The organism is Nocardioides sp. S5-5, from assembly GCF_054954065.1.
Genome location: NZ_CP199913.1, coordinates 182,516 through 195,773 on the forward strand (window position 1 = coordinate 182,516; position 13,258 = coordinate 195,773).

At 69.2% G+C, this 13,258-nt stretch carries 10 protein-coding genes, 1 pseudogene and 2 riboswitches; all 11 genes and pseudogenes read left to right on the forward strand.

Features of this window, described 5'->3' with window-relative positions; translation table 11 throughout:
* Window position 1: 1 nt before the first annotated feature.
* Complete coding sequence (locus ACUP6Y_RS00805) at window positions 2-793, forward strand: TatD family hydrolase (protein ID WP_462553700.1); 792 nt, start codon at window positions 2-4, stop codon at window positions 791-793.
* Window positions 783-2,360: a hydantoinase/oxoprolinase family protein gene (locus tag ACUP6Y_RS00810; protein ID WP_462556833.1), complete on the forward strand. Its 1,578-nt coding sequence runs from the start codon at window positions 783-785 to the stop codon at window positions 2,358-2,360. The genes ACUP6Y_RS00805 and ACUP6Y_RS00810 overlap by 11 nt, the downstream gene beginning before the upstream one ends.
* Window positions 2,357-3,313 carry a PDR/VanB family oxidoreductase gene (locus ACUP6Y_RS00815; RefSeq protein WP_462553701.1) on the forward strand — a complete coding sequence of 319 codons (957 nt, stop codon included), beginning with the start codon at window positions 2,357-2,359 and terminating at the stop codon, window positions 3,311-3,313. Before ACUP6Y_RS00810 ends, ACUP6Y_RS00815 begins: the two co-directional genes overlap by 4 nt.
* Window positions 3,306-3,995: an MSMEG_1061 family FMN-dependent PPOX-type flavoprotein gene (locus tag ACUP6Y_RS00820; protein ID WP_462553702.1), complete on the forward strand. Its 690-nt coding sequence runs from the start codon at window positions 3,306-3,308 to the stop codon at window positions 3,993-3,995. Before ACUP6Y_RS00815 ends, ACUP6Y_RS00820 begins: the two co-directional genes overlap by 8 nt.
* Window positions 3,996-4,038: 43 nt before the next feature.
* A riboswitch (glycine riboswitch) is annotated at window positions 4,039-4,144 on the forward strand.
* A riboswitch (glycine riboswitch) is annotated at window positions 4,145-4,236 on the forward strand. It begins immediately after the preceding riboswitch.
* A gap of 43 nt (window positions 4,237-4,279) precedes the next feature.
* The gene (gene gcvP, locus ACUP6Y_RS00825) at window positions 4,280-7,132 is read left to right on the forward strand and encodes an aminomethyl-transferring glycine dehydrogenase (protein ID WP_462553703.1); all 2,853 of its coding nucleotides are present in this window, start codon (window positions 4,280-4,282) and stop codon (window positions 7,130-7,132) included.
* A gap of 36 nt (window positions 7,133-7,168) precedes the next feature.
* A complete protein-coding gene (gene gcvT, locus ACUP6Y_RS00830; protein ID WP_462553704.1) occupies window positions 7,169-8,284 on the forward strand; it encodes a glycine cleavage system aminomethyltransferase GcvT in 1,116 nt (371 codons plus the stop codon).
* Window positions 8,285-8,313: 29 nt separating this feature from the next.
* Window positions 8,314-8,688 carry a glycine cleavage system protein GcvH gene (gene gcvH, locus ACUP6Y_RS00835; RefSeq protein ID WP_462553705.1) on the forward strand — a complete coding sequence of 125 codons (375 nt, stop codon included), beginning with the start codon at window positions 8,314-8,316 and terminating at the stop codon, window positions 8,686-8,688.
* Window position 8,689: 1 nt separating this feature from the next.
* The gene (gene glyA, locus ACUP6Y_RS00840; RefSeq protein WP_462553706.1) at window positions 8,690-9,961 is read left to right on the forward strand and encodes a serine hydroxymethyltransferase; all 1,272 of its coding nucleotides are present in this window, start codon (window positions 8,690-8,692) and stop codon (window positions 9,959-9,961) included.
* A 1-nt stretch (window position 9,962) separates the two neighbouring features.
* Window positions 9,963-10,910 (forward strand): lipoyl synthase, encoded by a 948-nt coding sequence (gene lipA / locus ACUP6Y_RS00845; RefSeq protein WP_462553707.1) that lies wholly within the window; start codon window positions 9,963-9,965, stop codon window positions 10,908-10,910.
* Window positions 10,901-12,270 (forward strand): annotated as a pseudogene (locus ACUP6Y_RS00850) (L-serine ammonia-lyase). The gene lipA and the pseudogene ACUP6Y_RS00850 overlap by 10 nt, the downstream one beginning before the upstream one ends.
* A gap of 28 nt (window positions 12,271-12,298) precedes the next feature.
* Window positions 12,299-13,195 (forward strand): pyridoxal 5'-phosphate synthase lyase subunit PdxS, encoded by an 897-nt coding sequence (gene pdxS / locus ACUP6Y_RS00855; protein ID WP_462553708.1) that lies wholly within the window; start codon window positions 12,299-12,301, stop codon window positions 13,193-13,195.
* The last annotated feature ends 63 nt before the right edge of the window (window positions 13,196-13,258 follow it).

Sequence of the window (13,258 nt, forward strand, 5' to 3'; positions counted from 1 at the left end):
CATGACGCTCGCTGATACTCACTGTCACCTTGGCCGTTACCACGACCGTGACCGGGTGCTTGAGACCTGCCGGGAGTGCGAGATCGAGATCATCGTCGCTACGGCCCGCCCCTCTGAGGCGCAGCACCTGGATGAGCTGCTGCGTGGCGTACCCGGTACACAGGTCGGACTCGGCTTTCACCCCGAGGCCGCGGGGAGCGTCTACAACGCCAGCGAGCTGGCCACGCTGGAGGCCATCGCCCCCCGCTTCGCATGGGTGTCCGAGATAGGTTTGGACCGCCCAATCGCAGACACCGTCGGACCGGACTTTGGCAACGGCCCCACGTTCGCGGCTCAACACGAACTACTTGAGCGCGTCTTGGACCTCACCGGACCGACGCGCGGCTACTCGATACATTCGCGTGGCGCCGTCAGGGAGGTTGTGGGGACACTGGCCAGGTTCCAGGTGGAGCACGCCGTTCTGCATTCCTTCGCAGGGAACCGTGGTGAACTGACCATGGTTCTTGACGCCGGGTTCCGGCTTTCCATCCACCCGACCATGCTCGAGACCGAGGAGGGTCGAGACCTCATCCGGTCAATTCCTGCAGATCGAATGCTCCTCGAGACCGACGGTCCCTACTTCTCTTGGATGGGCCGCCGCATCCAACCACACGACTGCGCCGAGATCGTGCGGTACATCAGCGAGGTGCGGGGCGCGCGCGCCACACAGGTGAGCGAAATCATCTCCGACAACTACCGCCTCCTCGCCAGTGAGGTGAAGGCAGCACATGACAGGAATTTCAATGCGAACTGAGCCGTCTGCCCCTGCAATCCGCATCGGTCTGGATGTCGGCGGAACTCACACCGACGCCGTGGCCATCGACGAGCGTGACACCGTGGTGGCTTGGGCGAAGCAACACACAACTGCCGACGTCAGCGGCGGCGTGGAGCGCGCCCTCGATGAAATCCTAGCCCAGCTCGGAGACTCGGTAGAGCGGGTTGGCGCGGTCATGCTGGGAACCACGCACGGCATCAACGCCATTCTCGAACGGCGCGGTCTTGCAAAAATTGCCGTGATCCGACTCGGCGCCCCCGCTACGCGGAGCATCCCGCCGCTGATGCCTTGGCCCCATGATCTGCGTGAGAACGCTGTAGTGGCCAGCACGATCCTCACCGGCGGGAACTACGTCGCCGGCCGAGCCATTCGTCGAACGGACCGCGAAGAGCTCATGGAGTTCCTCAAGCCCATCGCTGGCACGGTCGATGCGGTGGCTATTACCGGCGTGTTTAGTCCGGCCTACCGTGACCAAGAAATCGAAACGGCCGACGTGGTTCGCGAGGTCCTGGGCGAGCACGTCGGGATCTCTATGAGCCACGAAGTCGGCTCCCTGGGGTTGCTGGCGCGCGAGAATGCAACTGCACTCAACGCGGCACTCCACCACGTCGCCACTGAGGTGGCGTCGTCGCTGCAGACCGTCCTGGAGAAGCGCGGAGTCCGCGCTGCGACCTACTTCGCGCAGAACGACGGCACTCTCATGGGCCTGGAGCAGGCAACCCGGTTCCCGGTCTTCACCATCGGATCAGGTCCGGCCAACTCAATCCGAGGGGCCGCCTTCCTTACCGGTCTGACCAACGCCCTCATCGCCGACGTCGGCGGCACCTCGACCGACTTCGGCGTACTCATCGACGGGTTTCCTCGGGAAGCATCGATGGGCGCTGAGCTTGCGGGCGTCAAGACCAATTTCCGAATGCCCGACGTGCTCAGCATCAGCATCGGTGGCGGCACGGTCGTAACACAGGACGGCTCCGGCGGCGTCCGAGTCGGCCCCCAATCTCTGGGATATCGCGTCGCGCAAGAGGGCTTGGTGTTTGGCGGTTCAGTCCCAACGTTGACCGACGCAGCCGTGGCAGCGGGACGCGGCGACATCGGCAGCCACCCGGTTCCCGCTGACCTGCGTGCCACGCTCGGCCAGGCAATGTCAGTGGCCGACGAGACACTCGCCGACGCGGTCGAGAGTATGAATCTGTCCCGCGAGATCAACTCGTTGGTGGTTGTCGGGGGAGGATCGGCCCTCATCAGCGACGGCCACGGCCGCATGCCCAAGGTGATCCGACCCAGCCACGGCGCAGTCGCCAATGCGGTTGGGGTTGCCATCGCCCCAGTCAGCAGCCGTTGGGACACGATCATCCCGGCTGGACAGGACCGCCGACGCGCCATCGACGACGCCTCGGACATCGCAACCGCGCGGGCCATCCAAGCTGGCGCGGACCCGAGCCGCATCGAGATCGTCGAAGTAACGGAGACCCCGATCGGGTACCTGCCAGAACCGGCCACGCGCCTCCAGGTGCGCGCGGCAGGACCACTCGGGAGAGTGTCGTGACCGGCAGCCCGACCACGTTTCTCCGTGTGCGGGTCGAGGAGCTTCGATACGAGGCCGAAGGCGTCGTCTCCGTCCTCCTGCGAGGCTTGGACGGCGACCTGCCAGCCTGGGAGCCTGGGGCCCACATTGGCCTGGTACTACCGAACCGGGTCGAGCGTCAGTACTCGCTCATCGAGTCCTACGCTACGTACAACTCCTACCGCATCGCCGTCCTTCTGGACCCGCTGAGCCGCGGAGGCTCCGAATACGTTCACTACTTCCTACGGCCCGGGCAGATCGTCACTATGAGCTCGCCGCGCAACAACTTCGCACTCCCGGAGTCGGAGGCGCTCGTCTTCATCGCCGGCGGCATCGGCATCACTCCGATCATCCCGATGATCCGAGCCGCGGAGGCTGCCGGAATCCGATGGACCTTGGACTACGGCAGCCGCAATCGGAGCTCCATGGCTTTCGCCGACTCCTTCGGAGACCTCGGCGACCGCGTGCGGTACTGGCCGTTCGACGAAACCGGTCACCTTCCACTCGACGACATCATCGCGGGTGCCGACACGGACGCCGCGTTCATCTGCTGCGGACCTGAGCCATTGCTGGTAGCGGTGGAACAAGTCGTCACCCGGTCCGGACGGTCGCCCTCCTCTCTGCACGTGGAGAGGTTCAAGCCTCGGCCGCGTCCGCCACAGGTGAATCGCGCGGTCACCGTCCGGGCGATCAAGAGCGCACGGACCATCAACGTCGACGCCGATACCTCCCTACTCGACGGACTGGCGCGAGCCGGCATCCCCGTCAGCGCGAGTTGTCGCTCCGGAGTCTGCGGAACCTGCGAAGTCGAGATCTTGGCCGGGCGCCCCGAGCACCGCGACGACGTCTTGACCCGCGAACAACAGGAAACAGGCCGCACCATGATGGTGTGCGTGTCGCGCGCCCTCGGCAGAGAGATAAGTCTCAATGTCTGAGCTCAACGTGACTCCGGCCTCCGGGTCGGCAGTGCGCCCCTCCGCCCGTTCCCTCCTCGACCGGGTCCGCCGGCTCAGCGTCCAGGAGGTCTGTGATGTGCTGGGTACCCCCGACGCTCCCGTGCTAGACAAGATTGATCGGGACCTGGGTCTGACGGCCCAGCGCTTCATCGCACATGCTCCGTTCGTTTGCCTAGCAACTCACGGAGCCAAGGGAGCTGACTCCAGCCCTCGGGGAGACGGTCCGGGCTTCGTGAAGGTGCTCGACGACGCCACCCTCAGCCTCCCAGATCGTTCGGGCAACGCTCTGGCCGACAGCTTCAGGAACCTCGCGTGCAACTCCGAGATCGGCATGCTTTTTCTCGTCCCAGGGATGCGAGAGACCTTGCGAGTCAACGGAAAGGCATTCGTCACCGACGACGTTCACCTCCGTCACCAGCACGAGGCGGACGGCCGCGTACCTAAACTTGTGCTCATCGTCGAGGTCGAAGAGAACTATTTCCACTGCGGGAAGGCGCTCATCCGATCCCGTCTCTGGGACCCCGCCGCGCAAGTCAACCCCGCCGACGTGGTGATGAGCAGCAACGTGTTCTCCCTTCGCAACACCGAGCGATCCGCGGTGACCACTACGACGTCGGAACTGACCGACGGTCTGGCGCACAGCTACGTGGCCGACCTCTGACGACCGCGCCAGGCGCACCAAGACAACTCCATATCGGCCGTTCGAAGCCGAAGCAGGAGAGCCCTCGCCTGACCCGATGGGTCGGGACGGGGCGCCGTAGGAGCAACTCTCCCCGAGAAACTCTCAGGCCCCATCACTGCTCGGCGAGGCAACTCTGGAAAGTCAGGACCCATGTCCTGCGCCCACGGTGCAAGCCGCTCACGCGGTGAAGCTCTCAGGTACCCATGACAGAGCGGGGAGGCAAGCGAAGCAGGGTGCACGCACCCTCGACGACGGGAGCCTCCGTGTCCTCGAACGACCCCACCCCTTCAAGCGCCTCCTTCAGCGAGCGCCACATCGGCACCGACGCCTCCGAGCAGGCGAAGATGCTGGCCGAGATCGGCTACGCGAGCCTCGACGAGCTGATGGCCGCCGCCGTACCGGCCGGCATCGTCTCGCCCGAGCCCCTGCGGCTGCCCGCACCGGCGAGCGAGACCGAGGCCCTGGCCGAGCTCGCCGTCCTGGCGGGACGCAACGACGTCGGCGTGGCGATGATCGGCTGCGGCTACCACCCGACGATCACGCCGCCGGTGATCCGCCGCAACCTGCTGGAGGCCCCGGCCTGGTACACGGCGTACACGCCCTACCAGCCGGAGATCAGCCAGGGCCGGCTCGAGGCGCTGATCAACTTCCAGACCGTCGTCGGCGACCTCACCGGCCTGCCGACCGCGAACGCCTCGCTGCTCGACGAGGCCACCGCGGTGGTCGAGGCGATCATGGTGATGCGCCGCGCGTCGCGGTCGAGGTTCCCGCGGGTGCTGGTCGACGCGGACACGCTGCCGCAGACCCTCGCCGTGCTCGCCACCCGGGCCGAGGCCGTCGGCCTCGAGGTCGAGCTGGTCGACCTCGACGCGCCCCTCCCGGACGGTGAGTTCTTCGGCCTGCTCGCGTCCTACCCCGGCTGCTCGGGCGAGGTCCGCGACCTGCGGCCGATCGCCGCCGAGGCCGCCGCACGCGGTGCGTCCGTCGCCGTGACCTGCGACCCCCTCGCGCTCACCCTGCTCACCCCGCCCGGCGAGATGGGCGCCGACATCGCCGTCGGCTCCACCCAGCGCCTCGGCGTCCCGATGTTCTACGGCGGTCCACACGCCGCCTTCATCGCCGTCCGCGAGGGCCTCGAGCGGCACCTGCCCGGACGGCTCGTGGGCGTCTCCATCGACGCGTCCGGGCAGCCGGCGTACCGCCTCGCGCTGCAGACCCGCGAGCAGCACATCCGCCGCGACAAGGCGACCTCCAACATCTGCACCGCGCAGGTGCTGCTGGCGATCACCGCCGGCATGTACGCCGTCCACCACGGCCCCGACGGCCTGCGCCGGATCGCCGGGCAGGTCCACGCGCGCACCGCCGAGATCGCCTCCGAGCTGGAGGTGCGCGGCGTGCGCCGGGTCAACCGGCACTTCTTCGACACCCTCGTCGTCGAGGTCGCGGACGCCGCGGCCGTCGTCGCCCGGGCCCGCGCCGCCGGCATCCTGCTGCGCCCGGTCGACGACACCCACGTCGGCATCACCTGCTCGGAGATCACCACCGCCGACCACGTCGCGTCCGTCGTCGACGCCGTCGAGCCGCGGACCGATGGTGGCGTCATGGTCCAGGTGGGCACCGGGATCCCGGCGGCGGTGCGTCGTACCTCGGCCTTCCTCGAGCACCCGGTCTTCCACCGGCACCGCTCGGAGACCGCGATGCTGCGCTACCTGCGGGCGCTCTCCGACAAGGACTACGCGCTGGACCGCGGGATGATCCCGCTCGGCTCCTGCACGATGAAGCTCAACGCCACCGCGGAGATGGAGCCCATCTCGTGGCCCGGCTTCGCCGACATGCACCCGCTCGCCCCGCTCGAGGACGTCGCCGGCTACCGCGTCCTCGTCGAGCAGCTCGAGGAGTGGCTGGCCGAGATCACCGGGTACGCCGCAGTGTCGATCCAGCCCAACGCGGGCTCGCAGGGCGAGCTCGCCGGCCTGCTCGCCATCCGCGCCTACCACCACGACCGCGGCGAGGCGCAGCGCGACGTCTGCCTGATCCCCTCCAGCGCCCACGGCACCAACGCCGCCTCCGCGGTGCTCGCCGGCTTCCGGGTCGTCGTCGTGGCCTCCCGCGAGGACGGCACCGTCGACCTCGACGACCTGGCCGCGAAGTGCGCCGAGCACGCCGACCGGCTCGCCGCCGTGATGGTGACCTACCCGTCCACCCACGGCGTCTACGAGACCGGCATCACCGACCTGTGCGACCTGGTGCACCGCCACGGCGGCCAGGTGTACGTCGACGGCGCCAACCTCAACGCGCTGGTCGGCATCGCGCGCCCGGGGGAGTTCGGCGGCGACGTCTCGCACCTCAACCTCCACAAGACCTTCGCGATCCCCCATGGTGGCGGCGGCCCGGGCGTCGGTCCCGTTGCGGTCGCGGCCCACCTGGCGCCGTACCTGCCGAGCCACCCGCTGCACCCGGTCCCGGAGCAGCGCGCGGGCATCGGGCCGATCAGTGCCGCGCCCTACGGCTCGGCGGGCGTGCTGCCGATCGCGTGGGCCTATGGCCGGATGATGGGGGCCGACGGGCTGCGCCGGGCGACCCAGACGGCGGTGCTCGGCGCCAACTACCTCGCCCACCGCCTCGCTCCTCACTTCCCGCTGCTCTACACCGCCGAGAACGGACTCGTCGCGCACGAGTGCATCGTCGACCTGCGGCCGCTCACCGCCGAGACGGGCGTCTCCGTCGACGACGTCGCGAAGCGGCTCATCGACCACGGCTTCCACGCCCCGACCATGAGCTTCCCGGTCGCGGGCACGCTGATGATCGAGCCGACCGAGTCCGAGGACCTCGCCGAGCTCGACCGGTTCGTCGCAGCGATGGTCGCGATCCGCGCCGAGATCGATGCCGTCGCCAGCGGCCGCTGGACCGCCGAGGACAGCCCGCTGCGGCACGCCCCGCACACGGCCGCCTGCCTGGTCGAGGAGTGGACGGCGTCGTACACGCGGGAGGAGGCGGTCTTCCCGGCCGGCACGCCGGCCGGCAAGTACTGGCCTCCTGTGCGCCGCATCGAGCAGGCCTACGGCGACCGCAACCTGGTCTGCTCCTGCCCGCCGATCGCCGACTTCGAGAACTGACCAACCCCACCCACGCCACCACCTAGGAGCACTGCCGTGTCCTCTCGAACCACCCCGCTGCACGAGGTCCATGCCGGCCTGGGGGCGAGCTTCACCGACTTCGCCGGCTGGCAGATGCCGGTCCGCTACAGCTCGGAGCTCGCCGAGCACCGCGCCGTCCGCACGACCGCGGGCCTCTTCGACCTCACCCACATGGGCGAGATCGAGCTGACCGGGCCGGGCGCCGGCGCCGCGCTCGACCACGCCCTCGTCGGCCGCCCGTCGGCGATCGGCGTCGGCCGGGCCCGCTACTCGATGATCTGCGCCGAGGACGGCGGCATCATCGACGACCTCGTCGTCTACCGCCTGGCCGAGGAGCACTACCTCGTCGTCGCCAACGCCAGCAACGTCGCCGTCGTGGCGCCCGAGATCGCCGCCCGCGCCGAGGGGTACGACGTCACGGTCCGCGACACGTCGGCCGACTGGGCGCTGCTGGCGGTCCAGGGGCCCGCGTCCGCCGCGATCATCGCCGCGCTGACCGAGCTCGACGTGCCGTCGCTGAAGTACTACGCCATCGACGCCGGCACGCTCGCTGCCCCTGACCGCGCAGTCGAGGTGCTGCTCGCGCGCACCGGCTACACGGGCGAGGACGGCTTCGAGGTCTACTGCCGCCCGGCCGACGCCCCTGCCGTCTGGGCCGCGCTGGCGCAGGCGGGGGAGGCCCACGGCCTGGTCCCCGCCGGCCTCGCCTGCCGCGACACCCTGCGCCTCGAGGCGGGCATGCCGCTCTACGGCCACGAGCTGAGCCGCGACACCACGCCGTACGAGGCGAACCTCGGCCGCGTCGTCGTCCTCGACAAGCCCGGCGGCTTCGTCGGCCGGGACGCGCTCGCGAAGCGCAAGGAGGAGGGCCCGGAGCGCGTGCTCGTCGGCCTCGTCTCGACCGGCCGCCGCTCGCCGCGCGCGGGCTACCCGGTCGTCGACCCGGCGACCGGCGCCGAGGTCGGCGAGGTCACCAGCGGCGCCCCGTCGCCGACCCTGGAGAAGCCGATCGCCATGGCCTATGTGCCCCCGCACCTCGCCGTACCCGGCACCCGCGTCGCCGTCTCCCTGCGCGGCTCCCTCGAGGACGCCGACGTCGTCGAGCTGCCGTTCTACACCCGTTCCCGCTGACCCACCCTTACCGAAATCAGGAGCACCCGATGAGCAACCCCACGAACCTCCAGTACTCCGCCGAGCACGAGTGGGTCGCCCTCGACGGCGACACCGCGCGCGTCGGCGTGACGGCCTACGCCGCCGACGCCCTCGGCGACATCGTGTACGTCGACCTGCCGGCCGTCGGCGACACGGTCACCGCGGGCCAGACCTGCGGCGAGCTCGAGTCCACCAAGTCCGTCAGCGACCTCTACTCGCCGGTGACGGGCGAGGTCGTCGAGGTCAACGAGGACGTCGACGCCGACCCGAGCCTGGTCAACAGCGACCCCTTCGGCGACGGCTGGCTGTTCGTGGTCAAGGTGACCGCGACCGCGGAGCTGCTCGACGCCGCGGCCTACGCCGCGCTGATCCGAGGACTCTGAGATGTCCAGCCTGAACCAGAGCCTGGCCGATTTTGACCCCGACGTGCACGCGGCGATCTCCGCCGAGCTACGTCGGCAGCGCGAGACCTTGGAGATGATCGCATCCGAGAACTTCGCGCCCGTCGCCGTGATGGAGGCGCAGGGCTCGGTCCTCACCAACAAGTACGCCGAGGGCTACCCCGGCCGCCGCTACTACGGCGGCTGCGAGCACGTCGACGTGATCGAGCAGCTGGCGATCGATCGGGTCAAGGAGCTCTTTGGTGCCGACTTCGCGAACGTGCAGCCGCACTCCGGTGCCCAGGCCAATGCCGCGGCGATGTTCGCGCTGCTCGACCCGGGTGACACGATCCTCGGCCTCGACCTCGCCCACGGTGGCCACCTGACCCACGGCATGCGGATCAACTTCTCCGGCAAGCTGTACGACGTCGTGGCCTATCACGTCGACGACCAGGACTTCGAGGTGGACATGGCCGAGGTCGAGCGGCTAGCGCTGGAGCACCGGCCGAAGCTGATCGTGGCGGGCTGGTCGGCGTATCCCCTCCACCTGGACTTTGCGGAGTTCCGCCGGATCGCCGACCTGGTCGGTGCCTACCTCATGGTCGACATGGCCCACTTCGCGGGCCTCGTCGCGGCAGGACTGCACCCAAACCCCATTCCCCACGCTGACGTGATCACCAGCACAACCCACAAGACCCTAGGCGGACCCCGCGGGGGGATCATCCTCACTAACAGCGCGGATCTGGCGAAGAAGATCAACAGCGCGGTCTTCCCCGGCCAGCAGGGCGGTCCGCTCGAGCACGTCATCGCGGCCAAGGCGGTGGCCTTCAAGATGGCGGCCTTGCCCGAGTTCCGCGAGCGCCAGGCTCGGACGATTCAGGGCGCAAAGATCATTGCAAGGAAGTTGTCCAGCGAGAAAGTACGCGATGCCGGCGTCAGCGTCCTGACCGGAGGGACGAAGGTGCATTTGGTCCTCGTCGACCTGCGAAACTCGGAGCTTGACGGCCAGCAGGCCGAGGACCGGCTGCACTCGATCGGTTTGACGGTCAACCGCAACGCGGTGCCGTTCGACCCGCGGCCGCCGATGGTCACCTCGGGGCTGCGGATCGGCACGCCCGCCTTGGCCGCGCGCGGCCTGACGGCCAACGAATTTGCCACCGTCGGTGACATTATCGCTACCTGCCTGACTCGAGCGCCCACTCCGGACCTGACAGCTGCACTCGGCGGACGCGTTGCCGCGATCGCAAAGAGGCACCCGCTCTACACGGAGCTCTGAGGTGAGTGCCGACTCGCGCCTCGCCCCGGAGGGCCGCAAGCTCCTCCGGCTGGAGGTCCGCAACGCGGAGACGCCCATCGAGCGGAAGCCGTCGTGGATCCGCACGAAGGCGACGATGGGTCCGGAGTACCGGTCGCTGCAGAAGCTGGTGAAGTCCGAAGGCCTGCACACGGTCTGCCAGGAGGCCGGCTGCCCGAACATCTTCGAGTGCTGGGAGGACCGCGAGGCGACCTTCCTCATCGGTGGCGACCAGTGCACGCGGCGTTGTGACTTCTGCCAGATCGACACCGGCAAGCCCCAGCCGCTGGACCGCGACGAGCCCCGTCGCGTCGCGGAGTCGGTGCAGCAGATGGAGCTGAAGTACGCCACCATCACCGGCGTCGCGCGCGACGACCTGCCCGACGGCGGTGCCTGGCTGTACGCCGAGACGGTGCGCGCGATCCACGACCTGAACCCGGGCACGGGTGTGGAGAACCTGATCCCGGACTTCAACGGCCGCCCCGAGCTGCTGGCCGAGGTGTTCGAGTCGCGGCCCGAGGTGCTGGCCCACAACGTGGAGACGGTGCCGCGGATCTTCAAGCGGATCCGTCCGGCGTTCCGCTACGAGCGTTCGCTGGACGTGCTGACCCAGGCCCGGGCGTTCGGGCTGGTCACGAAGTCGAACCTGATCCTGGGGATGGGCGAGACCCGTGAGGAGGTCTCGCAGGCGCTGCGGGACCTGCACGAGGCGGGTTGTGAGCTGGTCACGATCACCCAGTACCTGCGTCCCTCGCCGCGCCACCACCCGGTGGAGCGGTGGGTCAAGCCGGAGGAGTTCGTCGAGCTCGCCGCCGAGGCGGAGGAGATCGGGTTCGCCGGTGTCCTGTCCGGACCGCTGGTCCGTTCGTCGTACCGGGCCGGGCGGCTCTACCGCCAGGCGATCGAGCGTCGGGGTGCGACGTGCCGCTGAGCGCCTTCGACCTCTACTCGATCGGTATCGGCCCGTCCTCGTCGCACACGGTCGGCCCGATGCGGGCCGCGAAGACCTTCGCCGACGGGCTGGCCGCCGACGGCCTGCTCGACGCCACCCTGCGCGTGAAGGCCGAGCTGTTCGGGTCCCTCGGCGCCACCGGGCACGGGCACGGCTCCGAGGGAGCCGTGGTGCTGGGGCTCGAGGGGGAGGTGCCGGCGACGGTCGACACGGCGGGTGCGCGCGGCCGGCTGGACGTCGTACGCCGGGAGGGGGTGATCGTGCTCGCCGGCAGGCGGAGCGTCCGGTTCGACCTCGCCGAGGACCTCGTCCTGCACCGGCGCCGGTCGCTGCCCGCGCACCCGAACGGGATGACCTTCACGGCGTACGGCATCGAGGGCGCGTTCCGCGAGCGCACCTACTACTCGGTCGGCGGCGGGTTCGTCGTCGACGAGGAGGCCGTCGGCGCGGACCGCGTGGTGGTCGACCGGACCGAGGTCCGCCACCCGTTCACGACGGCGCCGAGCTGCTCGCGATCTGTGCCGAGACCGGTCTGCGGGTCAGCGACGTGATGCTCGCCAACGAGCTGTCGTGGCGTACCGAGAAGGAGGTGCGCGCCGGCCTGCTGGAGATCTGGCGGGTCATGCAGGAGTGCGTCCGGGCCGGCTGCGCGGCCGAGGGCGTGCTCCCCGGCGGCCTGAAGGTGCCGCGGCGGGCGCCCGGCCTGTACGCCGACCTCGGCGCGCGGGCGACAGGTGGCGACCCGCTCGACGTCATCGACTGGGTCAACCTCTACGCGCTTGCCGTCAACGAGGAGAACGCCTCGGGCGGACGGGTCGTCACCGCACCCACCAACGGTGCGGCGGGGATCATCCCGGCGGTGCTGCACTACTATGCGCGCTTCGTCCCGGGTGCGGACGACGACGGCGTGGTGCGCTTCCTGCTCACGGCTGCTGCGGTGGGGATCCTGTTCAAGGAGAACGCGTCGATCTCGGGTGCCGAGGTCGGCTGCCAGGGCGAGGTGGGCTCGGCCTGCGCGATGGCTGCGGGCGCGCTCTGCGAGGTGCTCGGCGGCACGCCGACCCAGGTCGAGAACGCCGCCGAGGTCGGCATCGAGCACAACCTGGGCCTGACCTGCGACCCGATCGGCGGGCTCGTGCAGATCCCGTGCATCGAGCGCAACGCCATCGCCTCGGTGAAGGCGATCAACGCAGCGAGGCTGGCGATCAACGGCACCGGCGCCCACAAGGTGTCGCTCGACAAGGCGATCAGGACCATGCGCGACACCGGTCGCGACATGCACGTGAAGTACAAGGAGACCTCGCGCGGAGGGCTCGCCGTGAACGTCATCGAGTGCTGACGACCGTCAGCCCGACCAGGAGAGCGACATGAGTGAAGAGACGACCGCCGCCGGCACCACCCGGGTGAAGCGCGGCATGGCCGAGATGCTCAAGGGTGGCGTGATCATGGACGTGGTCACCCCGGAGCAGGCGAAGATCGCCGAGGATGCCGGTGCGGTGGCGGTGATGGCGTTGGAGCGGGTGCCGGCGGACATCCGTGCCCAGGGTGGCGTGAGCCGGATGAGCGACCCGGACATGATCGACGAGATCGTCTCGGCGGTGTCGATCCCGGTGATGGCCAAGGCTCGGATCGGGCACTTCGCCGAGGCGCAGGTGTTGCAGTCGCTGGGTGTGGACTACATCGACGAGTCCGAGGTGCTGACCCCGGCCGACTACGCCAATCACATCGACAAGTGGGCCTACACGGTGCCGTTCGTGTGTGGTGCGACGAACCTGGGTGAGGCGCTGCGGCGGATCACCGAGGGTGCGGCGATGATCCGTTCGAAGGGCGAGGCGGGCACGGGGGACGTGTCGAACGCGGTGACCCACATGCGCACGATCCGTGCGGAGCTGCGGCGCCTGACGGTGCTCTCGGACGACGAGCTGTACGTCGCGGCGAAGGAGCTGCAGGCGCCGTACGACCTGGTGGCCGAGGTCGCCCGCACCGGCAAGCTGCCGGTCGTGCTGTTCACCGCGGGCGGCATCGCGACCCCGGCGGATGCGGCGATGATGATGCAGCTGGGTGCCGAGGGTGTGTTCGTGGGCTCGGGGATCTTCAAGTCCGGCAACCCGGCGCAGCGCGCCGAGGCGATCGTGAAGGCCACGACCTTCTTCGACGACCCGGATGTGGTGGCGAAGGTGTCGCGTGGTCTGGGTGAGGCGATGGTCGGCATCAACGTGGACGAGCTGCCCCAGCCCCACCGGCTGGCCGAACGCGGCTGGTGACCGCTGCGCGGTGGCCGGCTACTTCTGGGCAGTGAATCCCCCCGATAGAGCAATCACAATTGA